Consider the following 24,556-nt stretch of genomic DNA (forward strand, 5'->3'; position numbering starts at 1 on the left):
GCCCATCGGGCTCGAGGACAATTCAGCCCGAAGCGTTTTCAACCGGAAACACGACCTGCCATCGCCGGGCGGCAAAACGCCGAGAGCCTAAAAAAGACGCTTTCGCGCGAGACCAATTCCCGTGAACTCGGCTTGCAAGAGAGGGGCGATGCATGATCCCGATGACCCGTCGAACCGTGCTGCAACTCGGTCTTCTGTTCCTGGCGGTGCCGTACGCGATGGCCAGGAAAGCCACGCCCGAGGCGATGGCGAAGATCGCCACGCCCGATTGGACCTTCAGGTTGGTCGATGCCGCACGCCAGCAGATCGGCGTCACCACGCTCTACGATCCGGCTTACACCCGCATCCCTTATCCCGGCGGCGATGTCGAACAGGACCGGGGCGTGTGCACGGATGTCGTCATCCGCGCCTATCGCCGCGCCTTGCGGCTCGACCTGCAAAAGCTGGTGCATGAGGACATGCAGGCCAATTTCGCCGCCTATCCGAAGGGTTGGGGCCTGAAGTCGACCGATCCCAACATCGACCATCGCCGCGTGCCCAATCTCGCCATGTTCTTCGAACGGCGAGGCGCTTCCCTGGCCGTGAGCGAGGATCCCGCCGACTATCTGCCGGGCGATCTCGTCACTCAGATGCTGCCCGGCAACCTGACGCATATCGCCATCGTCTCGACCAATCGCTCGGCCGAGGCGCCGGAACGGCCACTGGTCATTCACAATATCGGCCAGGGCGCCCGCGAGGAGGACACGCTATACGTCTTCAGGCGGACGGGGCATTTCCGCTTCGCGCCCTAGCCAAGATCGACGATCGCCTGCGCCTTGTGCGCCGCCTCGACCACGGCAAGCGCGGTCATGTTGACGACGCCGCGCGAGGTCACCGACGGCGTCAATATGTGCGCCGGCTTGTCGGTGCCGAGCAGGATTGGCCCGACATGCAGCGCGTCCATCATGGCGCGCAGCGCCGTCAGCGTGATGTTGGCCGAATCGAGGTTCGGGAACACCAGCAGGTTGGCTTCGCCCTTCAGCCGCGAATGCGGATAGACGCGCTGGCGCAGATGCTCCGACAGCGCCGTATCGGCATGCATCTCACCGTCGCATTGCAGGTCGGGCGCGATGCGGCCGAGGATTTCCGCGGCGCGGCGCATCTTCAGCGCGCTTGGAGAATCGCGCGAGCCGAAATCCGAATGCGACAGAAGCGCTGCCTTCGGCTCGATGCCGAAGCGCTGGATTTCCTCCGACGCCAGCACCGTCATCTCGGCGATCTCCTCCGCCGTCGGGTCGACCGAGACATGCGTGTCGGTGAGGAAGATGATGCCGCGCTGCGAGATCAGCATCGATAGCGTCGACAGGTCCCAGTCCTTGATGCCCGCGCGGGGACCAATGATGAGGCTGACGTTGCGCAGATGCTTCTCGAAACGGCCTTCGAGGCCGCAGACCATGGCGTCCGCGTCGCCGCGCTTCAGCGCAAGGGCGGCGATCACCGTGTTGTCGGTGCGCACCATGGTGCGGGCGGCTTCCGTCGTCACGCCGCGCCGGCCGGCCAGCTCGATCAGAAGGTCGACATAGTGGCGGTAGCGCGGATCGTCTTCCGGGTTGATCAGAGCGAAATCGACGCCCGGCTTGATGCGCAGCCCGTAGCGCTTCAGCCTGACCTCCACCACATGCGGGCGACCGATCAAAGTCGGTTCGGCGATGCCTTCCTCCAGCACAACCTGCGCGGCGCGCAGCACGCGCTCGTCCTCGCCGTCGGCATAGATGACGCGCTTGGCGCTCGAAGCCTTGGCGGACGAGAACACCGGCTTCATCACCAGGCCGGATCGGAAGACGAAGCGGTTGAGCTTGTCGATATAGGCGGCGAAGTCGGCGATCGGCCGTGTCGCGACACCAGAATCGCAGGCAGCCTTCGCCACCGCCGGCGCGATGCGCAGGATAAGGCGTGGATCGAAGGGCGAGGGGATCAGGAAATCGGGGCCGAACATCGGCGTCTCGCCGGAATAGGCGCGCGCCGCGACATCGGAAGGCTCCTCGCGGGCAAGGGCGGCGATCGCCCGCACCGCCGCCATCTTCATCTCCTCGTTGATGGCGCTGGCGCCGCAGTCCAGCGCACCGCGGAAGATGTAAGGAAAGCAGAGCACGTTATTGACTTGATTGGGAAAATCCGAGCGCCCGGTGCAGATCATGGCGTCCGGGCGCGCGGCCCTTGCTGCTTCCGGCATGATCTCGGGATTGGGGTTGGCCAAAGCCAGGATCAGCGGTTTCGGCGCCATGTGCGCCAACAGTTCCGGCTTCAGCACGCCGGCGGCGGAAAGGCCGAGGAAGACGTCGGCGCCGGGGATGACGTCGGCCAGCGTGCGCGCTTCGGTATCCTTCACATAAGGGTCTTTCCAGCGATCCATCTCCTCGACGCGGCCCTTGTGGGCAACGCCGAAACGGTCGGTGACCCAGATGTTCTCGACCCTGGCGCCGAGCGAGACGAGCAGGTTGAGGCAGGCGAGCGCCGCGGCACCCGCGCCGGAAGTGACGATCTTGATGTCGGAAATCGCCTTGCCGGCCAGTTCCAGCCCGTTGAGCACCGCGGCGGCGACGATGATCGCCGTGCCATGCTGGTCGTCGTGGAAGACCGGGATGCCCATGCGAGCCTTCAGCCGCTCCTCGACCTCGAAACATTCCGGCGCCTTGATGTCCTCGAGGTTGATGCCGCCGAAGGTCGGCTCGAGCGCGGCCACCGTGTCGACCATGCGCTCGATTTCCGGCGCGTCGATCTCGATGTCGAAGACATCGATGCCGGCGAATTTCTTGAACAGGACCGCCTTGCCTTCCATCACCGGCTTGGATGCGAGCGGACCGATATTGCCGAGCCCGAGCACGGCGGAGCCGTTGGAGACGACGCCGACCAGATTGGCGCGCGCGGTGTAGTCGGCGGCGGTGGCGGGATCGTCGCGGATCTCGAGGCAGGGCGCGGCCACGCCCGGCGAATACGCAAGCGCGAGATCCCGCTGGTTGCCGAGCGGCTTCGTCGCCTGGATCTCGAGCTTTCCCGGCGTCGGGTGCTTGTGGAAGAAGAGGGCGGCCTCGTCGAGGTCCGACCGGGCCGTTTTCTTGCTCTCGCCGTCCATTGCGGCCCTCCACTGTTCCTTGCTTTCAAGCGTTCTAGCATGCGTCGGCGCGTTTTCGCGACGGCAAATAGCAGGCTCCGGCCTTCACAATGCCGGAGCGAAAATAATCAATTGATTCCAGCCAGTTGGCCTGTGAGGCTCAGGTCTTTTGGATTGCGGGCGGTCAGAATGCGCTGACGTAGAGACCGCCGTCGACGGGGATGTTCTGGCCCGTGAGGTAGCCGGCATGGACCGAACAGAGGAAGGCGCAGATCTGGCCGAATTCCTCCGGCGTGCCGAGACGTTTCGCCGGCACGTCGGCGCTGATGCGGGCCTTGCGCGCGGCGGCCGCGGCCGGGTCTTCCGCGGTGCCGGCCTCATGCGGGCCACGCAGCCGGTCGGTGTCGAGCTTGCCGGGCAGCAGGCTGTTGATGGTGACGTTGCGGTCGATCACCGTGCGCGCCACCCCGGCGAGGAACGAGGTCAGGCCGGCGCGCGCGCCGGACGACAGGTCGAGCCCGGGGATCGGCACATAGACCGAAAGCGAGGTGATGTTGACGATGCGGCCAAAGCCGCGCTTGGCCATGCCGTCGATCACCGCCTGGACGAGCTCGATCGGCGTGACCATGTTCTGCGTCACGCCTTCGAGGATCTTTGTGCGGTCGAGTTCGCGGAAATCGCGCAGCGGCGGGCCGCCATTGTTGTTGACCAGGATGTCGGGATCCGGGCAGGCGGCGAGGATCGCCTTCTGCACCTCGGGCTTCGATACGTCGCCGACGATCTCGGTCACCTTGACCCCGAACCGGTCGCGGATTTCCTTGGCGGTCTTGGCCACGAGCTCGGCGTTACGACCGTTGACGACGAGATCGACGCCGGCTTCGGCAAGCGCCATGGCGCAACCTTTTCCAAGTCCCTTGCTCGAGGCGCAGACGATGGCCTTCTTGCCGCGAATGCCGAGATCCATGGTGATTTCTCCTGATGAATTGCCGCGCAAGCTAGCGCCTGGGCTGGACCAACCGCAACCGTCATACGGTTGTTGCATGAATCGGGGCATAGGCACGCGAAAGCAAAGGGTAAAATCGTGATGTCGGACCCAGAGCCCCGCACTTTCCGCGCACTGTTCATTTCCGATGTGCATCTCGGCTCGAAAGCGGCCAAGGCTGATTTCCTGATCGACTTCCTGCGTTATCACGACGCCGAAATCATCTATCTGGTCGGCGATATCGTCGACGGCTGGCGGCTGCGGCGCAGCTGGCACTGGCCGCAGAGCCACAACGACGTGGTGCAGAAGCTGCTGCGCAAGGCGCGCAAAGGGGCCTCGATTACCTATATCGCCGGCAATCACGACGAATTCGCCCGCCAGTTCCAGGGTGTGCATTTCGGCGGCATCGTCGTCGCCGACCGCGCCATCCACGAGACCGCCGACGGCCGGCGCCTGCTGGTCATCCATGGCGACCAGTTCGACACGGTGGTGCACAATCAGCGCTGGCTCGCTTATCTCGGCGACTATGCCTATGACACGGCGATGCTGATCAACCGTGCGGTGACCAAGCTGCGCCATCTGCTCGGCCTGCCTTACTGGTCGTTCTCGTCATGGGCCAAGGTAAAGGTCAAGAAGGCGGTGAACTTCATCGGCTCGTTCCAGACCGTGCTTTCGGAAGAAGCGCGGCGCTCGCATGTCGATGGCGTGATCTGCGGCCATATCCATCACGCCGCGATCGAAAGCTATGGCGACGTGCAATACATCAACACCGGCGACTGGGTGGAAAGCTGCACCGCGGTGGTCGAGCATTTCGACGGCCGCATGGAGATCCTGACCTGGGCGCATGTGCTGCCCGAGGCTTCGGCCGGCAACGACGTGCTGGTGCCGGTCGACATCATCGACCTCAAGGGCAGGGCGGCTCAGGCGGCCTGAACGCGGCTGCCTTGTCCCGGTTCAGCCTGCTGCCGCCGTCGCCCTGACATAGGGCGCGCCGCGCTCGCTCCCAGGCATCGTTCGTTCGTCAACAGCTTTGCTCTTGATCGATTGATCCAGCCAGTTCCGCCGCGCTTTGCCGCATGTTAGGGATCGGGACACGTTGCGCGGAGTCGAGTGCAGCGAAATTGGATCGATTCATGTCGCTGCCGCCGCTAACGCCCGAACAGCTTGTCAAGCCGAGCCATTTCGAACTGCGCATGAGCCTGATCTTCGCGACCTTGTTCGTGTCGCAGGGCACGCATTTGCCTTACTTTCCGCTCTGGCTGCAGGCGAAAGGGTTTCATGCCGAGCAGATCGCCGTCATCCTGGCGGCGCCGATGTTCCTGCGTGTCGTGACGACGCCGATGCTGACCGCGCTTGCCGACCGCGCGAATGACCGCGCCAACGTCTATATCGCGCTGGTCGCAGCCTCGATGGTTATTTCGGCGGGCTATTTCCTGCCGGCCACCTACGCGATCGTGCTTGCCGTGTCGCTGCTGCTTACGATCGTCTGGACGCCGCATTCGCCGATCGCCGATTCGCTGGCGCTCTCGGGCGTGCGCCGCTTCGGGTCGAACTACACGGCGATGCGCAAATGGGGCTCGATCTCCTATCTTTGCGCCAATGTCGTGGGCGGCTTCATCCTGGCGGCCACGGGTCCGCAGGCGGTGCCGGTCATTATCTTCGTCGCGATCGGCGCGGCCCTGGCCGCGGCACTGCTGGCGCCGCGCATGGGGCGGCCACGCAAGGCCTCGCCGCTGTCGGCCACCGAAATCCAGCAGAAGGCGCCGAGCCTGTTCAACGCCTATTTCCTGTATTTCACGCTCGGCGTCGGCATCATCACCGCCAGCCACGCTTTCCTCTACGGCTTCGTGTCGATCTACTGGAAATCGATCGGCATCGGCGATTCCGTCGTCGGCCTGCTATGGGCCTGGGGAGTTGTGTGCGAAGTCGGTATGTTTCTGTTTTTCAATCGTATTTTTGCTTCCATCTCGGTTGCCAGGGTGATGCTGGTGGCCGGCATCGGCGCAATCGTGCGCTGGATCGCCTTTCCGTTGGTCTGGCCGCTCGGCCTGGGTGTAGCCGGCTTCTTCGCCGTTCAGTCGTTGCATGCGGTATCCGTCGCCATGGTGCTGATCGGCTTGCAGAAAATGATCGGCGAGACGGTGTCCGAGGAACGCACCGGCGCCGCGCAAGGCATCGCCTATTTCTTCAACGGCTCCTTCAGCGCGGCGGTGACGCTCGCTTCCGGCCCACTCTATGAGCGGCTCGGCGTGGACGGCTTCCTGGCGATGATCCCGATCGCGGTCATCGGCATGGTGTTGATCGGGCTGGCCTCGCGTTCAGCCCCAAAGCACCCTGTCAGGGGGTGAAACGAGCGATCCCTGGTAGACGAGGCCCGGCTCGCGATCGCGCGCCAGCAGCAGCGGGCCATCCAGGTCGACGAAGTCGGCATCCTGCGCCAAAAGCACCGCCGGCGCCATGGCGAGCGAGGTGCCCACCATGCAGCCCACCATGATCCCGAAGCCGAGATCGCGGGCGCGGTCGCGCAGCTTCAACGCCTCCGTCAGGCCGCCCGATTTGTCGAGCTTGATATTGACGGCGTCGTAGAGACCGACCAGCGTGTCGAGGTCTTTTGCGGCATGCACGCTTTCGTCGGCGCAGATCGGCACCGGATGGGCGATCCGGCGCAGGATATAGTCCTTGCCGGCCGGCAGCGGCTGCTCGACGAGCGCGATGCCGTGCTGCGCCGCGAAGGCAAGGTTCGCCTCGATAGTCTCGTCGGTCCAGCCCTCATTGGCATCGAGGATGATGCGGCTTTCGGGAGCGGCTTCGGTCACCGCGCGAATCCTCGCCATATCGTTGTCACCGCCGATCTTGACCTTGAGCAAAGGCCGCGTGGCGTTGGCGCGCGCCTGCGCCGCCATGGCCTCCGGTTCGGCGAGCGACAAGGTGTAGGCGGTTTCTAACGGCCTCATCGGAAGGACGCCGATCGCCGCCGCCACCGATGTGCCGGTCGCCTTGGCTTCGAGATCCCAAAGGGCGCAGTCGATGGCGTTTCGCGCGGCGCCCGCGGGCATGGCCGCGAGCAAGGCGGTCCGGTCGATGCCGGCGACGATCGGATCGCGCATGGCTTCGATGGTCTCGTACACACCCTCCATGGTCTCGCCGTAGCGCTTGTAAGGCACGCACTCGCCGCGCCCGGAACGTCCCCCCTCAGCGATCGTTACGGTGATGACTTCGGCTTCGGTCTTGGATCCGCGCGAGATGGTGAAGGTGCCGGCGATCGGGAATCGCTCCATTTCGACCGAAATGACACGCGCCATAATTTTCTTCTCCGGCTGAGCGACACCGGTCTGCCGGCAAATCGACACGCCAGTCCCGTCACGCTAAACAGGACGCCATGTTGACCATCCGCAAACGCGACGCAAGCGGCGAGGCCGCCAAGGACGCCGAGCACCGGCCGCGCGTCGCCGTGGGCGAGGAAGGCGGCGTGCTGGGCTGTGCCTTTTCCGGTGTATGGACGACGCGCACCGTCGCGCTGGTCGATGCCGACATGCGCAAGATCGAGCAGAGAAGCGGCGCGAAACAGCTGATGCTCGACCTTTCCCACATCGAGAAGATGGATACGGCCGGCGCCTGGCTGATCGACCGGCTGGCCAGCGCCTTCGAGAAGAAAGGCGTCGAGGTCCATTTGCAGGGGCAGAGCGAGATCGCCTCGATCCTGCTCGGCGCGGTCGGCGACGCGGTCCGCCGCGAGCCCGAATCGGGCCCATCCGGGCCGCCCAACATCGTCCTGCGCGCGCTGGAGCTGGTTGGCCGGCGGGTCTATGAGATGCGCGACGATTTCTTCGCCTCGATGAACATCCTTGGCGCCACGATCCGCGGCGCGCAGATGAAGCTCGGCCGTGGCCATGCGGTCAACCTGGCCGCGATCTTCAACCAGATCGACCGCATGGGCGTAGGCGCGATACCGGTCGTGGTGCTGATGTCGGCCATTGTCGGCGCCATCGTCGCCCAGCAGGGCGCCTACCAGCTCAGCTATTTCGGCGCCAACATCTTCGTCGTCGACCTGGTCGGCGTGCTGATCCTGCGCGAGCTCGGGGTGCTGATGACGGCGATCATGCTTGCCGGACGTTCGGGCAGCGCCATCACCGCCGAGATCGGCTCGATGAAGATGCGCGAGGAGGTCGACGCGCTGAAGGTGATTGGCCTCAATCCGATCGGCGTGCTCGTCTTTCCGCGGCTCGTCGCGCTGGTGATCGGGCTGCCATGCCTTACCATCATCGCCAATTTTGCAGCACTTGCCGGCGGCATCGTCGCCGCCTGGCTCTATTCCGACATCCCGCCGGCCGCGTTCATCGACAGGCTGCGCGTCGCCATCGATCTCAGCACCATCTTTGCCGGCCTGATCAAGGCGCCGTTCATGGCCCTGATCATCGGTATCATCGCGTCGGTCGAGGGCATGAAGGTCGGCGGCAGCGCCGAATCGCTCGGCCTGCACGTCACCGCGTCGGTGGTGAAGTCGATCTTCATCGTCATCATCCTCGACGGGCTTTTCGCCATGTTCTACGCAGCGATCGGGTTCTGAGATGGCGAACGGCAACGGCGCCACGGCAGCGCAGGACGCGAACGACGACGAAATCGTGCTTTCGGTTCGCGACGTCACCGTCGCGATCGAGGACAAGCTGATCCTCGACAAGCTTTCGCTCGACATCAAGCGCGGGGAAATCCTCGGCTTCGTCGGCGCTTCGGGCGCCGGCAAATCGGTGCTGCTGCGCACCATATTGGGATTGATGCCGAAGCAATCGGGGACGATCAGCCTGTTCGGCATCGACGTCGACAAGGCGAGCGACACCGACCGCCTGCGCATCGACATGCGGCTCGGCGTTCTTTTCCAGCACGGCGCGCTGTTTTCGGCGCTGACGGTGCTGGAAAACGTCCAGGTGCCGATGCGTGAGTATCTCGACCTGCCCAGGGCGCTGATGGACGAGCTCGCCATGCTCAAGATCGAGCTGGTCGGATTGCCGGCCGACGCCGCGCAGAAATTCCCCTCCGAGCTGTCCGGCGGCATGATCAAGCGCGCGGCGCTGGCGCGCGCCTTGGCGCTCGATCCGGACATCGTCTTTCTCGACGAGCCGACATCGGGGCTCGATCCGATCAGCGCGGCCGAATTCGACGAGCTTGTCGTCAAGCTGCGCGACACGATGGACCTGACGGTCTACATGGTCACGCACGACCTCGACACGCTGTTCACCGCTTGCGACCACGTCGCGGTGCTCGGCAAGAAGAAGGTACTGGTCGAAGGCACGATCGACGACATGCTGAAAAGCGAGGAGCCGTGGGTGAAATCCTATTTCCGCGGAAAACGCGCCCGGCAACTTGATCTTGCGGCGCGCGCATAGCCATAAGTGGGGCGATGGAAACAAGAGCCAACTACGTAATTGTCGGCATCTTCACGCTGGGTGCGATCCTGGCGGCCTTCGCCTTCGTCTATTGGACCGCGGCGATCGGCGACAGAGGCGAGACGACAATGCTGCGCGTGCGCATTCCGGGTTCGGCCTCAGGTCTCGGCCGCGGCAGCTTCGTGCTGTTCAACGGCGTCAAGGTCGGTGACGTCAAACGGGTTTACATCGACGTCGACAATCCGACGGTGGCCATCGCCGACACCGAGATCGACCGCATGACGCCGATCACCAAGTCGACGCAGGCCGATATCGGCCTCGCCGGCCTGACCGGCCAAGCCAATATCGAACTGCGGGGCGCCGACCCCAAGGAAGTGAAGCTGCTCGACGAGGCGGAGAAGGAGGGCAGGATCCCCGAGATAACCGCCAATCCGTCGGCGGTCACCAACTTGTTGCAAACGGCGCAGAACATCTTCACCCGCGCCGACAAGGTGCTGAGCGAGCTCGAAGGCTTCACCAGGGACGTTCGCGGCCCGCTGACGCAGACGGTCAAGAATGTCGAGACCTTCTCGGACGCGCTGGCCAAGAATTCCGACGGCATCGACAAGTTCCTGACGGCGGTGAGCTCGCTTTCCGATCAGCTGAAGAATGTCTCGGGCCGCCTCGACAGCACGCTGAAGGCCGCCGAAGGCCTGCTCAATTCCGTCGACAAGGACCAGATCAAGAGCATCGTGGCCAATGTCGATACGGTGACGGCGAACCTGAAGGAGACGTCGAAGCAGTTCGATACAGTCATCGGCAACGTCAACACGGCGGTCGGCTCGATCAACGATTTCGCCAAGCAGACGCAAGGCACGTTGGCCAAGGTCAACGGCGTGCTCGACGGCATCGACCCGGCCGACGTCAAGGCCGCCTTGGCCAACATCCAGAAGGCCAGCGCCAGCGCCGACAAGGCGGCCTCCGACATCGCCAAGGTCACCGACAAGATCGCCAACCGTTCCGACGATATCGACCAGACCATCAAGGACGCCCGCCAACTCGCGCAACGGCTCAACGATGCCTCTGTGCGCGTCGACGGCATCCTGGCCAAGGTCGACAAGATCCTCGGTTCCGGCGAGGCCGACGGCGTGATGGCCGATGCCAGGGCGACGCTGAAATCCTTCAAGCAGGTGGCCGACACGCTGAATGCGCGACTCGGTACCATCACCGACAATCTGGCGCGTTTCTCCGGCCAGGGCCTGCAAAACGTCGAGGCGCTTGTGCAGGACAGCCGGCGCTCGATCAACCGCATCGAGGAAGCGGTGACCGACCTCAGCCGCAATCCGCAGCGCATTCTGTCCGGCGGCGACGGCGAGGTCCGACAGTTCGATGGAAGGACACGGCGTTGACTTCGGCTGCCGCGACCGCCAAGAAAATGGATCGCAAATGCGGGTTGATCGTAAGATCCGGGGACAACGGGGATCACGCGTGAAGTCGGTCAGGGTGGTAGCGGGTCGTTTGAGATTGTCCGCGGCAGCGTTGCTGGTGCTTTCGGTTGCCGGCTGCGCGGCCCTTGGGGGCAAGCCGGCGCCGCTCGACACGTTTGAATTGTCGGCTCCGTCGGTCGACATGCGCGCCCACAGCCGCCGACAGATCCTGATCGCCCAGCCGTCGGCGCTCAAGGCACTGGACAGCCAGAACATCGTCATCAGGCCCTCCGACCGGTCGATCCAGTTCCTCAAGGGCGCACAGTGGGCGGACCGGCTGCCGTTGATCGTACAGGCGAGGCTAGCCGAAACCTTCCAGCGCTCCGGCAGCTTCGCCGGCGTCGGCAAGCCGGGCGAGGGGCTGGCGATCGACTACCAGATCATCGTCGAGGTGCGCTCCTTCGAGGTGCACGTCGATGGCGGCGAGCATGCCGATGTCGACCTGTTCGTGCGCATCCTCAACGACCGCAATGGCGAGGTGCGCGCCTCGAAGAACTTCACCGCGAGCGCTCCGGTCTCCGGCGGCGGAAATGCGGCTTACGTCGGCGCGCTGGACAACGCCTTTGGCCAGGCGGCGAAGGACATCGTCCGCTGGACGGATTCGACGATCTGAGAATCTGAGCGCGTCGGCCAAGCCGGCAAATCGATCATGGACATGAAAAAGGCGGGCCGAGGCCCGCCTTTTTCGTTCCGACCTGCTTGGCGCGACCTCAGTGCAACCGGCCGCTGGCGTGGGCCAGCATGGTGTAGACCTTGCCGGTGTCGGACGTCAGATAGGTCTGCGCCATGATGTTGTCGCGGTCGTTGCGCGAAACATCCTTGAGCAGCTTCTCGAAATCCTCGCAGTAGCGATCGACCGCGGTGCGGAATTCCACCTCGGCCTGGTACTTGCGGCGGATCTCGTCGAAGGTCTGCTGACCCTTCAGCGTGTAGAGGCGACGCGTAAAGACGTCGCGCTCGCCGCGCCGGTAGCGGTTCCACAGCTCGATCGAGGCGTCATGGTCGATGGCCCGGGCGATGTCGACGGAGAGCGAGTTGAGCGACTCCATGACATGCAGCGGCGAGCGCTGGGCAGGGGTCGCGCGCGGCGCTTCCGCCGGCGCTGCGGGCCGCAGCTCTTCCTCGCGCGAGGCGTTGGTCAGGAGGTCGCGCACCCAGCCGCCCTGCGGCGGCTTGCCGTTCGGGTCGCGGCGCGGCGCTTCGGCGGGACGCTCCAGGTCGAGCGTGCCGCGCAAAGTGGTCTCCGCGAGCGGCGCCTGTGGAGCGCGAGCCGTTGGTTGCGGCTGAGGCTGCGGCTGCGGGGCCGGCGGACGGCGCAGCGGCGGCTCGGCGGCGCGGGCCGGTGCCTGCGGAGCAGGGCGCAGACCGCGCGGTTCGCCCTGTTCGCTGCTGCCGCTGCGGCCGGATTTCGCAACGATATCCGACAGTTCCTTGAGCGCATTGATCTGTTCGGCGACAGCGCGACGGATGGCCGAGGTGGATTCCTTGGCCTCTTCCGGCATCTCGATGACGCCCTTCTTCAGTTCGGCGCGGGTCAGGTCGAGCTCGCTCTTGATCGAGCCCGCCGTGCGGCGCATCTCCTCGGTGGCGTCGGCAAAGCGACGCGTCGCCGAATCGACGACCTCGGCGATGGCGGTGCGGATCTTTTCCGCCGATTCCATCGTGCGGCCCTCCGCGGTCTGCATCGTCTGGCCTACGAGGCTTTCGAAGGAGCGCATCACCTTCTCGAGGTCTTCCGACTTCTTGACCAGGCCGACGGCGAGGTCTTCCAGCGAGGACTGACGCTCCAGCGTGTGTTCGAGATTGCTCTGCGCGGAGCTGAGCAGGTTAGAGGCGCTGGACAGCAGCCGGCTGTGTTCGTCGAACTTGGTCGCGATCGAAGCCACCTCGCGCAGCGTCGCCGAGGACAGGTCGGTGAGCCGCGTCGTGTTGGAATCGACGAGACGCGCCGAGCTGGCGAAGGTCTGGGCGGCCTTCTCCGTGGTCGTGGCGAAGCTCTGCGTGCTGCCCGAGAGCCGCTCCTCGACCTGGCCGAGGTTGACGGCTGCCTGCTCGATCAACTGGCCGAGCTGCGCGCTGGAGGTCGTCATGCGGCCGATGAGATCGGCCACGCTGTCGGCGAGCGACGAGCGGGCGCCTTCGACGGCCGACAGCGTCTCGGCCGTGCGGCTGGCCAGGGCGTTGACGAGGTTGGTGTTTTCGCTGCGCAGCTTCTCGGCCGCCCGTTCGGTGACCTCTTCCATGCTGCGCTGCAATTCCGAGCCGCCCTGGGCGAAGCGCTCGACCAGCGGCTTGGCCGTCTCGTCGAGGATTTTCGCCATCTCGGCCGAACGTGCCGCAAGCATGGTGTTGAGCTCGCGGGTGTTGGCGCCGATCGTGCGCGCGGCCTCATTGGTGCTCTGGCCGATATGCTGGCCGACCGCCGTGAAGGTCTCCGCGATGACATTGGCGCGCGAGATGAGCTGGGCCTCGGCGCTGGAGACCTGCTCGTTGAGCTTCTGGCCCATGGTCTCGGCGGTGTAGGCGAGGCGGCTTTCCACGCTCGCGACCTGGTCCTCCACGCGTGCGGCGGCGGCCGTGGCACTTGCAGCAAGCCGCTCGTCGGCGCCGGCCAGCGCCTGCTCGATCTCGCGGGCATGCACGGCAAGCTCCTGACCGGTCTGGCGGGCACGGTCGGCGACACGCTGCTCGGTGGCGGTGAAGGCGCCGACGATCGTGTCGGCATGCTCGCCGATGGTCGAGGTGCTCGAGGCGATGCGCGACACCAAGCGGTTGTCGGCGTCGTCGAAGATGCGGCCGATTTCGCCGGCGCGGGCCGAAAGCGCTTCCGAACCCTCGGCGATGCGCGACATAAGCTGCTGGTCGGCGCCGTCGAAGATGCGGCCGAGATCGGAGGCGCGGGCGGCCAGCGCTTCGGCCGATTCCGTGATGCGTACCGACAGCCGCTCGTCGGCACCCTCGAAGTTACGCAGGATGTCTCCGGCGCGGGCGGCCAACGACTGCGCCGTTTCGACGGCGCGGGCAACCAGCTTCTGGTCGGCTGTGTCGAAGGTGTTGGCGATCTCGCCGGCGCGCGTGGCCAGCTTGTCGGCGGTTTCCTCGACGCGGGCCATCATCGCGTTGGACGCATCGTCGGCGCGCGCCATCAGCATGTTGGACGTATCCTGGGCACGCTCGTGCAGGCGGCGGTCCGCTGCCTCGAAGGCCTGGGCAATGTCCTCGGCCCTGGAAAGCAGCGCGGCGGACGTCTGCTCGGCCCGTTCGGCGATCTTGCGATCGGCGTCGCTGAAGGCAGCACCCGCCTGCTCGTGCAGCGTGCTGGTGACCTCCATGACCTTGTCGCGCAGCGCGCCAGCGACGAAGACCGCGGTCTTCTCCAACACGCCGCGGACATTGTCGACACCCGTCGACAGCGCACGTTCCATGGTGCCGGCGCGTTCTTCGATCACACCGGTCTGCCGGCTGAAGGCCTGCTCGATCTTCTCGACGTCGGCGGCAATCGCCGCCGAGATGTCGGTGCTCCTGGCGGCGATCTGGTCGATATGCCCGGAAACCGAACGATCGACGTCCTTGCGCGCGTCGGCGAGCTTGACGAGATCGTCCTCCAGGGCCTTGGCAAGCATGTTGCGGCCCTCGGACAGCTTGCCGACATGGCCGGCGATGACGTCGTCGATCTCCGAGCGGCTCTCGGTCAGCTTCTGGAGGTCGGCTTCGAGGGCGCGCCTGAGGATATCGCGGCCTTCGGCGAGCTTCTCGACCTGGCCGGCGACCAGCCCGTCGATGCCTGAACGGCTTTCGGCAAGCTTGGCGAGGTCGGCTTCAAGAGCACGCGTGAGCACGTCGCGGCCCTCGGCGAGCTTCTCGACCTGGCCGGCGACAAGGCCGTCGATGCCGGAACGGCTTTCGGCGAGCTTGGCGAGGTCGGCTTCAAGAGCGCGCGTGAGCAGGTCGCGGCCTTCGGCGAGCTTCTCGACCTGGCCGGCGACAAGGCCGTCGATCGAGGCACGGCTTTCGGCGAGCTTGGCGAGGTCGGCTTCCAGCGCGCGCTTGAGGATGTCGCGGCCTTCCGCGAGCTTCTCGACCTGGCCAGACACCAGGCCGTCGATGCCGGAGCGGCTCTCGGCGAGCTTGGCAAGATCGTCCTCGAGCGCCTTGGACAGCGTGGCGCGGTTCTGCAACAGCTGGTCGGCATGGGTCTGCATGAGGCCGTTGGCATTGGCCATATCGGCGTCAAGCGCACGCGAAAGCTCGGCGCGGTGGCCGGTGATCTTCTGCGAATGATCGACGATCGCGCCCTGGATGGTGTTGAGGTCGGCCTCCAGCGCGCGCTTGAGGATATCGCGGCCCTCGGCGAGCTTCTCGACCTGGCCGGCGACCAGCCCATCGATGCTGGAGCGGCTTTCGGCCAGCTTGGCGAGATCGTCCTCCAACGACTTCGACAGCACCGAACGGTCCTGGACGAGCCTATTCTGATGGTCGGCGATAGCGCCGCTTACATTCTGGAGGTCATCCTGCAAGGCCCTCGACAAAGTCGAGCGATCCTGCGCGAGCCTGTTCTGGTGATCGGCGATGGCGCCGCTGACCGTCTGCAGGTCGGCGTCGAGCGCTTTCGAGAGCTGGGCGCGATCCTCCAGCACCTTGTCCGAGTGTCCCGCAATGGCACCCTTGATGGTGTTGAGGTCCGCCTCCAGCGCGCGCTTGAGGATATCGCGGCCTTCGGCGAGCTTCTCGACCTGGCCGGCGACCAGGCCGTCGATCGAGGCTCGGCTTTCGGCGAGCTTGGCGAGGTCGGCCTCCAGCGTCTGCGAGAGCAGGCCGCGGTCGTCCGCGAGCTTGCCTGCGTGGCTGTCGATCAGGCCACGGATGCCGCTCAGATCGTTTTCGAGCGCGCGGCTGAGTTCGCCGCGATCCTCGGCGAGCTTGGTCGAGTGGGTCTCGATCAGGTTCCTGATGCCGATGATGTCGGTTTCGAGCGCCTTGGCGAGCACGGCACGGCCCTCGGCGATCTTCTCGACCTGACCGGCGACGAGGCCATCGACCGAAGCGCGGCTGTCGGCGAGCTTGCCGAGATCTGCCTCCAGCGCGCGCGCCAGAATGTTGCGGCCCTCGGCCAGCTTCCCGACGTGGCCTGCGACCATTTCATCAATCATCGTACGGGCTTGGACGAGTCTGCCGGAGTCTTCGTTCAAGGCCTGAGACAGGCGATTGCGGCCTTCCTCGAGCTGCTCCAGGTGGCCACCCAGCGACGCATCGATGGCGGCGCGAGACTCGTTGACCTTGCGCAGGTCTTCTTCCAGCGCGCGCGAGATCAGGCCGCGGCCTTCCGCCAGCTTCTGCACCTGGTTGGTGACGGCGGCATCGATCGCCACACGGCCCTCGGCGAATTTCGCCAGATCAGCCTGCATGGCCGTGGCCATACGTTCGCGGCTCTCGGAGAGCGCGCGGCTGTGATTCTCGACGGCTTCCTCGATGCCGACACGGGCGTTGGCAAGCCGCTGGATATCGGAATCGAAGGAGCGCGACACCACATGCCGGGCCGCTTCCATGCGGCCGGCGAAGTCGGTGGCGCGGGCTTCGAGCATGGAGGAGGTGGACGAGATGATGTCGGCCATGTCGGCGCCGATCTGGGTCTTGCCCTGATCGATCATCGACGACAGCGTGTCCTTGCTCTCCGCGAAGGCGTGAGCGATTTCCTTCGCGCGCTCCACCATCGTCTCGTTGATCTGGCGCGCGCGCGCCTCGAGGGCGGCGTTGAGCTTCTGCGTGCCGGTGTCGAGCGCCTCGGCGCGGGTCTGGAATTCGCTGATCAGGGCCTGGCCGCGTTCGGCCAGCGTCCGCTCGATGCCGCTAAGGCTCGCCTCGAATTCCGAGCTCAAGGTGCGCGCCGCGCCGCCGAGCAGCGAGACCATGCCATGGGTGCGGTCGTCGAGCAGGTCGGTCAGCGAGCGCGTCAGGCCGTCCGTGGTGTCGGTCAGCTTGGCGATACGGGTGTCGAGCAGGCTTGCGAAAGCCTCGCCGGAGGTCGAAAGCCGGTCGGTGATGTTGTCCAGGCGCGATTCCACGGAATCGAAGATCGACGTCGAGCTTTCATTGATGCGGTCGATCAGCGTGTCGCCGGAATTGTTGATCGTCATCGACAGCTTGGTCGACGCGTTGAGGATGGAGTCGCGGATGATGTCGCTGGCCGAGCCGATCTCGTCGCGCAGCGTCTCGTGCGCGCTGGCAATCGAGGCGCGCACGCGCTCGGCATGCGTGACGACCGCTTCGCGCTCGCTGCCGAGACCGTCGACCAGCGAACGGATGCGGGCCTCGTTCTCGGAGTAGGAGCGTTCGATCTGGTTGACTTCGCCGTGGACAAGCGTTTCGAGCTCGACCGCGCGGGCCAGGGTGCGCTCGATGCCTTCGCCCATGGCCGCCACCTCGCGACGAACGGCCTGGCCGATCATCATGACACGGTCCTGGGCAAGGTTTTCCGGCTCCGCCAGGCGGAAGGCGACCTCGGTCATGGATTGCGCGGCGATGCGCATTTCCTGCGCGCGCCGGATCATGGTGGCGAAGGCCCAGAACAGGATGACGGGAACGATCGCGGCGACCGCCAGGCCGATCAGCTCGGGGCGGGCGAAGAACTGGTCGAAGGTGCGGATCTTCCAGATGCCGGGGCCGAACAACAGGTTGGCCAGGCCGCCGGCGCCGGCGATCCAGGCCAGCGAGATAAAGGCGATCACCCAGTAGACGGTGCTCGACGCACGGCGGTTGAGGCTGTGCAGCAGCGTCTTGTAGTCCTTCTGGCGGTCGTCATTGGCGGGCGTGAAGCCGGCCGGCTGTCCGCTGCGCGGCTCGACAGGACGCAATTCGGCTGGCTTGGCCGCGGGCGCCTTGGGCGGCTGGGGATTGTTTGCCGGCGCCGTCCGCTGGCTGCGACCTTCGCGCGCCAGCTCGTCGGCCGCCGCCGAAATCTGCGCTTCGAGGTCTTCCATCGACGCCGCCATGTCGAGGCCGCCGTCGTCGCCGTTGAGGTCAAGGTCGAGCGCCTTTTCCAGTTCCGCGGCTACGTCGCTGTCGAGAGACTTGGTCGTCGTTGGTTTCTTAGCCATGCCTTCGCTACCCTGTACTAGCTGCCGCGGGACTTATGATTTTGGCCTGATTCTGGCCCGATTTTGGCTTGTCTATCCCGAGCAGGAGGCTGAAAAATGGACCTTCGTATCGTAATGACACACTGGGGTAAAGAAAACATGCATTCCGGGCGATACGTAAAACTTTAAATATAAGGTTAACGCAAGCGTGATGCGGCCGCCTCCGTGACAACATTTTTCCCCTGCAATCGTTAACCCGTTGGCGACTGGAGTCGCCTATTTTCTTGGGCTCGTCTGCCCGCTTGATGGAGTTGCAGTGCGTATGCGTGGCGAAAGTGGTATTGCGTTCTCGATGCCGGGGGGGGACGCCTCCGGAACGGCTGGAGCCCGACCTGTGGATCTCGGCCATCTGGCTCGTCAGACGATGGGGGACCGCGACCTCGAGCGGGAAGTGCTGGCGCTGTTCGTGCACCAGTCGCTCACCGTCCGCGACCAGATCGTCGGCGCCGACGCCAGGCAAAGGGTTCTGCTGGCGCATGGCTTGAAGGGCTCGGCCCGCGGCATCGGCGCCTTTGCGGTCGCCGAATGCGCGGCGATCATCGAAAAGCAGCCGGAAGATTTCCGCGCGCTCAAGCGGCTGGGCACGCTGATCGAGGAAGTCCGCGATTTCATCGCCGGCATCAGCCGCTAGAGCGGTTCAGCGTTTCGTGGAATCGCTGACTCAATCCAGCTCTTTAATTTCTACGCAATTCCGGACGGAAAACCCCTCCGCGCTTTTCCTGGAATTGCTCTAGCATCCACCTTTTTGAAAAACGTCATTTCGTGGCGCTTTCGCGCCGCAGTTGACTTGTCCGGTGGAGTGATTATCTCGGCTGCGACTCCTCAGGTGACTTTAATGACCAAGCTGACTTACATCGCCCATGACGGGACCCGATTTGACGTGGAGGCCGAGAACGGCTCGACCGTCATGGAAAACGCGATCCGCAACGCGGTGCCCGGCATCGAAGCCGAATGCGGTGGCGCCTGCGCCTGCGCGACCTGCCATGTCTATGTCGATGAGGCATGGACGGCCGAGGTCGGCGAACCGGAGGCGATGGAAGAGGACATGCTGGACTTCGCCTACGACGTCCAGCCGAATTCGCGCCTGTCCTGCCAGATCAAGGTGCGCGACGCCCTCGATGGCTTGGTTGTTCGGGTCCCCGAACGCCAGGGTTAAAGCCGACCTCCCAATTTCTTTCACGCTGGCTGCTTGGCAGCAGGCCAGCGCTCATGCAGTCTCGCACCATTTCCCAATGGGGCGCAGCGCATGACCGATACCATCAAAACGGACGTTCTCATTGTCGGGGCAGGGCCGGTCGGCCTGTTCGCCGTGTTCGAGCTCGGCCTGCTCGACATGAAGTGCCATCTCATCGACATTCTCGACCGGCCCGGCGGGCAGTGCGCGGAGCTCTACCCGGAAAAACCGATCTACGACATTCCGGGCTGGCCCACGATCTCGGCCCAGGGTCTTGTCGACAAGCTGATGGAACAGATCCATCCGTTCAAGCCTGAATTCACCTTCAACCGCATGGTGTCGAGCCTGGAAAAGCTCGAGGACGGCACCTTTCGCGTCGCCACCGACGAAGGCGAGCTGTTCGAGGCCAAGGTGGTGGTGATCGCGGCCGGCGGCGGCTCGTTCCAGCCCAAGCGCCCGCCCATTCCGGGCATCGAGGCTTATGAAGGCAAGAGCGTCTTTTATTCCGTCCGGCGCATGGAGGAATTCCGCGGCCACGACCTGGTCATCGTCGGCGGCGGCGATTCGGCGCTCGACTGGACGCTCAACCTGCAGCCGATCGCCAAAAGCGTGACGCTGGTCCATCGCCGCCCGGAATTCCGGGCCGCGCCCGACAGCGTCAACAAAATGTACGCCATGCAGGAAATGAAGCAGCTTGAATTCCTGGTCGGTCAGGTCAGCGCCCTTGCCGGCGCCGACGGCCAGCTTGCATCGGCGACCATCAAGGGCGGCCCGGACGGCGACGTCGAGGTGCCATGCACCCGCATGCTGCCGTTCTTCGGCCTCACCATGAAGCTCGGGCCGATTGCCGAATGGGGCCTTAACCTCAACGAGAACCTGATTCCGGTGGACACCGAGAAGTTTCAGACCTCGATCCAGGGTATCTTTGCGGTCGGCGACATCAACTGGTATCCCGGCAAGCTGAAGCTGATCCTGTCGGGCTTCCATGAGGTGGCGCTGATGGCCCAGGCAGCCAAGCGCATCGTCAGCCCGGGCGAGCGCATCGTTTTCCAGTACACGACCTCGTCGACGAGCTTGCAGAAGAAGCTCGGCGTCCACGACTGAGGGTATTGAGATTCAAGTGACGCCGGCCTGCGAACGGCAGCTTCCTGCGCTGACCTGAATCTCAACACACCTTCAAGCGATCTACTCCGCGAGCACGGGCGCGGCGTGTTCGTCGGCGCCGCGCAGTTCCTTTTCGGGCATCAGGGCCAGCGTGATCAGCGTCAGGACAAGCGTGATGCCGGCGGTGAGGAAGATCATCACGAACGGCATCGCCGATGTCAGCGGGATATGCGTCTGCGAACCTTCGGCGGCTAAGGGCAGGCCATAGCCAAGCGCAACGGCGCCAAGCATGGCGACGCCCAGCGCGCCGCCCAGCGTGCGCAGAAAGGTCAGCACGCCCGTCGCGACGCCGAGATGCGCGCGGTCGACCGCGTTCTGGACCGAGACCGTGGCGACCGGGAATGTCGTGCCGCTGCCCAGGCCGATCAGCGTCGTCAGGATTTCGACTTCGAGAAGCGAGGCGTGTCCCGCAATGGCACTGAGCACGCCTATACAGACGATCGCCAGGCTGATGCCGATCATGGCGATGCGCTTGTAGTGGACGAAGCGTGGGATCATGCGGCCGCTGAAGGCGGCGCCGGCAACCGTGCCGAGCAGCAGGCCGAGCATCGCCGTGCCGGATTCGCTCACCGAAAGCCCGACGACCGATTGCAGATAGACCGGCAGGTAGACCGACGCGCCGATATTGGCGGCCTGCAGCAGGAACATCGACAGTGTGCCGGCAAGCACGATCGGGTTGCCCAGCACTTCGAGCGAGACCAAAGGCTCGGCCGCCCGCTGCAGCCTCAGCGCGAAGAAGAACCAGAATACGGCAGAGCAGGCCACCAATCCGAGGATCTGCGATGAGAACCAGGGATAGGTGCTGCCGCCCCAGCTGAGCGCCAGAAGCAGCAGCGCTGTCGCGACGACCAGGAGCACCGCCCCCAACCCGTCGATGCGGTGATGCTTGGCCGCGATCGGCAGCTTCTTCAGCGGGTTGTTGACGATGGCCATGGCCAGGATGCCGATCGGCAGGTTGATCCAGAAGATCAACGACCAGTGCAAATGCTCGGCAAAGACGCCGCCGAGCAGCGGACCGGCGACGCTGGCCACCGCCCAGGTGCCGGAGATCCAGGCCGCGTAGCGGGCGCGCTCGCGCGGCGGCACGAGATCGCCGATGACCGTCTGGGCCAGCGCGAAGAGACCGCCGCCGCCGGCGCCCTGGATGGCGCGGCCGATGACCAGCACCAGCATGTTGGGCGCGAGGGCGCTGACCAGCGACCCGAGCAGGAAGATAAGGATGCCGGCGTGGATGACCGGCCGGCGTCCATAGACATCGGAAATCTTGCCGTAGAGGGGCGCCACCGCCGTCGCGGTCAAAAGATAGCCGGTGACGATCCATGGCAGGTACTCGGCATGGCCGAGCGCGCGCGCGATCGTCGGCAGGGCGGGGGCTACGATGGTCTGGTCAAGCGCCGCCAGCAGCATCGACAACAGCACGCCGCCGATGATGGTATTCTTCTCGCTCTCGCTCATCGGCGCGGCTTTCGGCGCCATCGCCTGGTTCTCGACGGTCTGGTCCATGCGTCATTCTTTCAAAGGCTGATGCTTGGCGCGCCAAGACGGCTCTGGCCGGGCGCGCCTGTCATTTCTCATCGTGGATAGCGGCTCGAGCGTTTCGAACCCGCTATATGTCGTCCGATATAGGCCGATTTCGACCGCGCTTCGAAAGTTTTCCCGGTCTGGCACCATGCTTGGGCGAAATTGGCCTCGGATACGGCTTGCCTCAGGTCAAGGCGGCGGCAGTTGCCCGGCTTCGACGCGCTGCATCCGGTAGCGCATCAGGCGAAGGATACGGCTTTCGAAATTGACGCTCTCGACGCGGTCGAAGCGCACCTGGTCCTGATCGTGCCTGGCGAGCTCGGCTGCCTGGATCGCGGCGGCCTTGGCCTTTGCCTCTTCGCATGTCCTTTGCGCAGGGATGGCTTTCAGCGCATCCTCGAGCAGGCGCGCATGGTTCTTGGCGATCTCGACATGGCGCTCCTCGTGCCGCTTGATGTCGGCCGATAGCGTGTCCCAGAACAGCCTCACGTCGGGATCGGCTTTGCGCGGGCGACGCCATTCGGGGAGGATCACCTTGACCTTCACGGTGACGGCGGCGTCGGCGATACGGCAGGATTGCGCGCTCTGCGCGTAGCTGATGCGGGTCGTGAAGGCCATCTGCGTGGCGCCCGGGTGCCGCGAGCCGGTGCTCTTCACCTCGGGGCCGTTCTTCGAAAGCTGGTTCTGAATGTCGTCGAGCGTGCGGCCGCCGACACTGAAATAGCTGTAGGTCTTCACCAGATTGGCCGCGCCCGCCGGCATGGCGGTGAGCGAGAGCATCAGGGCGCAGAGCAGGGACCGGTTCATCATATTGCCTCTTCACGCACCTTGCTTTAGGGCCGTCGCCAGCGCAACGGAATTGATTTCGCGCGGATCACGCATGGTTGATGGATGATGACGACAAGGCGATGGCAGTTGGCGCATGGACGCTATCTCGACCTCGGTCCGAAGGCGGTCGTCGTCGGCATCCTCAACGTAACGCCCGACAGTTTTTCGGACGGCGGCCTGTTCATCGCGCCTGAGAAGGCGCTGGCGCAGGCGCGCCGGATGGTGGAAGAGGGCGCAGCCGTCATCGATGTCGGCGGGGAATCGACCCGGCCGGGTTTTGCCCCGATCTCCGCCGAGGAAGAGCAGGCGCGCGTGCTGCCGGTCATCGCGGCGCTCGCCGCGTCCGGCGAGGCGCTGATCTCGGTCGACACTTATCGCGAGGACACGGCGCGGCTTGGCGTCGCCGCCGGCGCCCATATCGTCAACGACGTCTGGGGGCTGCAGCGCGAGCCCGGCATTGCGCGCGTCGCCGCCGAGACCAGCGCCGGGCTGGTCATCATGCATACCGGGCGCGAACGGCAGAAGCTGCCCGACGTGATCGAGGACCAGTTGCTGTTCCTGCGCAGATCGCTGGAGATCGCGCGCGCCGGCAAGGTCGCCGACAGCCAGATCGTGCTCGATGCCGGCTTCGGCTTCGCCAAGGAGACGGCGGAGGAGAACCTCGACCTGATGGCGCGGTTTTCCGAACTTCAGGCACTTGGCTATCCGCTGATGGCGGGAACCTCGCGCAAGCGCTTCATCGGCAACGCGACGGGGCGCGAGGCCGCCGACCGGGCCGCCGGCACGGCGGCCACCAGCGTCATCCTGCGCTTGAAAGGAGCCGACCTGTTTCGCGTCCACGATGTCGCAATCAACGTGGATGCGCTGGCGGTGACCGATGCTATGCTGGCGCGCGAAACCGAGCTCCCTCCCGGACACTGATCATGTACGTCATCCGTATGAAGAATTGCGCCTTCTTCGCCCGCCACGGCGTGCTGGACGAGGAGGAGACGCTTGGCCAGCGTTTCTATGTCGATGCCGAGCTGACGGTCGAACCCAGCCGGCCGCTGACGGAGGATTCCATCGAGGATACCGTGAATTACGGCGTCGCCTTCGCGGTCATCGAGAAGATCGTGACCGGACATCGCCGCTTCCTGATCGAGGCGCTGGCGCTGGAGGTCGCGAAGGCGCTGACCGCACGGTTCTCGCAGATCAGGAAGGCCGAGATTACCGTGCGCAAACCGAACGCCCCGGTGCCGGGCGTGCTCGATTATGTCGAGGTGACCGTTGTCTGGCCAGAATAGCGCCGTCTATCTCAGTCTCGGCGGCAATCTCGGCGACCCGGCGAAGTCCATGGGCGCGGCATTGCGTTTGCTGGACGGCGACGACGCGACGCGCGTCACCGCCGTCTCCTCGCTTTACCGCACGCCGCCCTGGGGCAAGCTCGACCAGCCCGACTTCCTCAACGCCGCCGCCGCGATCGAGACGGCGCTTTCGCCGCGCGCGCTGCTCGACCTCTGCCTCGATGTCGAGAAGCGATTGAAACGCGTGCGCGAGGAGCGCTGGGGGCCGCGCCTTATCGACATCGACATCCTGGTGTTTGGCGACCGGGTGATCCACGAGACCGGGCTCGAAGTGCCGCATCCGCGCATGCTGGAGCGCGCCTTCGTGCTGGCGCCTCTGGCCGAGATCGCGCCCGGGCTTTCGATCAGTGGCAGGAGCGTGTCGGAACGGCTCGGCGCCGTCGATATTTCGGGTATCGAGCGCTTGCCGTCCGGCCGCGAATGGTGGCTGGGCTGATTTTGGATTTTCCTGGACTTGCTCCAAAGCCTGCTGG

At 65.0% G+C, this 24,556-nt stretch carries 19 protein-coding genes; 13 read left to right on the forward strand and 6 right to left on the reverse strand.

Annotation, left to right across the window (positions count from 1 at the left end):
• Positions 1-152: 152 nt before the first annotated feature.
• Complete coding sequence (locus tag LB572_RS15210; RefSeq protein ID WP_224668279.1) at positions 153-791, forward strand: DUF1287 domain-containing protein; 639 nt, start codon at positions 153-155, stop codon at positions 789-791.
• Here the strand turns inward: LB572_RS15210 and LB572_RS15215 are convergent.
• Complete coding sequence (locus LB572_RS15215; RefSeq protein ID WP_224668280.1) at positions 788-3,112, reverse strand: NADP-dependent malic enzyme; 2,325 nt, start codon at positions 3,110-3,112, stop codon at positions 788-790. The genes LB572_RS15210 and LB572_RS15215 overlap by 4 nt on opposite strands.
• Positions 3,113-3,275: 163 nt before the next feature.
• On the reverse strand, positions 3,276-4,055 hold the full coding sequence (locus LB572_RS15220; RefSeq protein ID WP_224668281.1) for an SDR family oxidoreductase: 780 nt from the start codon (positions 4,053-4,055) through the stop codon (positions 3,276-3,278).
• 120 nt (positions 4,056-4,175) lie between these two features.
• Here LB572_RS15220 and LB572_RS15225 point away from each other — a divergent pair, with 120 nt between their 5' ends.
• Positions 4,176-5,006 carry a UDP-2,3-diacylglucosamine diphosphatase gene (locus LB572_RS15225; RefSeq protein WP_140806645.1) on the forward strand — a complete coding sequence of 277 codons (831 nt, stop codon included), beginning with the start codon at positions 4,176-4,178 and terminating at the stop codon, positions 5,004-5,006.
• Positions 5,007-5,206: 200 nt separating this feature from the next.
• On the forward strand, positions 5,207-6,421 hold the full coding sequence (locus LB572_RS15230) for an MFS transporter (protein WP_224668282.1): 1,215 nt from the start codon (positions 5,207-5,209) through the stop codon (positions 6,419-6,421).
• On the opposite strand, the gene dgcA is transcribed toward LB572_RS15230, so the two are convergent.
• Complete coding sequence (dgcA, locus tag LB572_RS15235) at positions 6,392-7,375, reverse strand: N-acetyl-D-Glu racemase DgcA (protein WP_224668283.1); 984 nt, start codon at positions 7,373-7,375, stop codon at positions 6,392-6,394. The two genes, LB572_RS15230 and dgcA, sit on opposite strands and share 30 nt — an antisense overlap.
• 77 nt (positions 7,376-7,452) lie before the next feature.
• Here dgcA and LB572_RS15240 point away from each other — a divergent pair, with 77 nt between their 5' ends.
• From LB572_RS15240 to LB572_RS15255, 4 genes are read left to right on the forward strand one after another with little or no spacing between them, the layout of a single operon-like run.
• A complete protein-coding gene (locus tag LB572_RS15240; protein WP_224668284.1) occupies positions 7,453-8,640 on the forward strand; it encodes an ABC transporter permease in 1,188 nt (395 codons plus the stop codon).
• Position 8,641: 1 nt separating this feature from the next.
• Positions 8,642-9,454: an ABC transporter ATP-binding protein gene (locus tag LB572_RS15245; RefSeq protein WP_140806641.1), complete on the forward strand. Its 813-nt coding sequence runs from the start codon at positions 8,642-8,644 to the stop codon at positions 9,452-9,454.
• Positions 9,455-9,468: 14 nt separating this feature from the next.
• A complete protein-coding gene (locus LB572_RS15250; protein WP_140806640.1) occupies positions 9,469-10,842 on the forward strand; it encodes an MlaD family protein in 1,374 nt (457 codons plus the stop codon).
• Positions 10,843-10,879: 37 nt separating this feature from the next.
• Complete coding sequence (locus LB572_RS15255) at positions 10,880-11,533, forward strand: ABC-type transport auxiliary lipoprotein family protein (RefSeq protein WP_224668285.1); 654 nt, start codon at positions 10,880-10,882, stop codon at positions 11,531-11,533.
• A 97-nt stretch (positions 11,534-11,630) separates the two neighbouring features.
• Here LB572_RS15255 and LB572_RS15260 read toward each other — a convergent pair whose 3' ends face one another.
• On the reverse strand, positions 11,631-18,014 hold the full coding sequence (locus LB572_RS15260; RefSeq protein ID WP_224668286.1) for a kinesin: 6,384 nt from the start codon (positions 18,012-18,014) through the stop codon (positions 11,631-11,633).
• A gap of 301 nt (positions 18,015-18,315) precedes the next feature.
• On the opposite strand from LB572_RS15260, the gene LB572_RS15265 reads away from it, so the two are divergent.
• From LB572_RS15265 to LB572_RS15275, 3 genes are all read left to right on the forward strand, one after another.
• The gene (locus LB572_RS15265) at positions 18,316-18,684 is read left to right on the forward strand and encodes an Hpt domain-containing protein (RefSeq protein ID WP_224668287.1); all 369 of its coding nucleotides are present in this window, start codon (positions 18,316-18,318) and stop codon (positions 18,682-18,684) included.
• 204 nt (positions 18,685-18,888) lie between these two features.
• Positions 18,889-19,209, forward strand: coding sequence for a 2Fe-2S iron-sulfur cluster-binding protein (locus tag LB572_RS15270; RefSeq protein ID WP_042647743.1), 321 nt, complete (start codon positions 18,889-18,891; stop codon positions 19,207-19,209).
• Positions 19,210-19,299: 90 nt separating this feature from the next.
• Positions 19,300-20,331, forward strand: a complete 1,032-nt coding sequence (locus LB572_RS15275) for an NAD(P)/FAD-dependent oxidoreductase (RefSeq protein ID WP_224668288.1) — start codon at positions 19,300-19,302, stop codon at positions 20,329-20,331.
• Between the two features lie 81 nt (positions 20,332-20,412).
• Here LB572_RS15275 and LB572_RS15280 read toward each other — a convergent pair whose 3' ends face one another.
• Positions 20,413-21,894, reverse strand: coding sequence for an MDR family MFS transporter (locus tag LB572_RS15280; RefSeq protein WP_224668289.1), 1,482 nt, complete (start codon positions 21,892-21,894; stop codon positions 20,413-20,415).
• A 207-nt stretch (positions 21,895-22,101) separates the two neighbouring features.
• On the reverse strand, positions 22,102-22,722 hold the full coding sequence (locus LB572_RS15285) for a DUF922 domain-containing Zn-dependent protease (RefSeq protein ID WP_140806634.1): 621 nt from the start codon (positions 22,720-22,722) through the stop codon (positions 22,102-22,104).
• An 84-nt stretch (positions 22,723-22,806) separates the two neighbouring features.
• On the opposite strand from LB572_RS15285, the gene folP reads away from it, so the two are divergent.
• From folP to folK, 3 genes are read left to right on the forward strand one after another with little or no spacing between them, the layout of a single operon-like run.
• A complete protein-coding gene (gene folP / locus LB572_RS15290; RefSeq protein ID WP_224668290.1) occupies positions 22,807-23,661 on the forward strand; it encodes a dihydropteroate synthase in 855 nt (284 codons plus the stop codon).
• A gap of 2 nt (positions 23,662-23,663) precedes the next feature.
• The gene (folB, locus tag LB572_RS15295) at positions 23,664-24,023 is read left to right on the forward strand and encodes a dihydroneopterin aldolase (protein WP_140642958.1); all 360 of its coding nucleotides are present in this window, start codon (positions 23,664-23,666) and stop codon (positions 24,021-24,023) included.
• A complete protein-coding gene (gene folK / locus LB572_RS15300; protein ID WP_224668291.1) occupies positions 24,007-24,519 on the forward strand; it encodes a 2-amino-4-hydroxy-6-hydroxymethyldihydropteridine diphosphokinase in 513 nt (170 codons plus the stop codon). The genes folB and folK overlap by 17 nt, the downstream gene beginning before the upstream one ends.
• The last annotated feature ends 37 nt before the right edge of the window (positions 24,520-24,556 follow it).

It is taken from the genome of Mesorhizobium sp. BH1-1-5, from assembly GCF_020165615.1.
Taxonomy (GTDB): Bacteria; Pseudomonadota; Alphaproteobacteria; order Rhizobiales; family Rhizobiaceae; genus Mesorhizobium.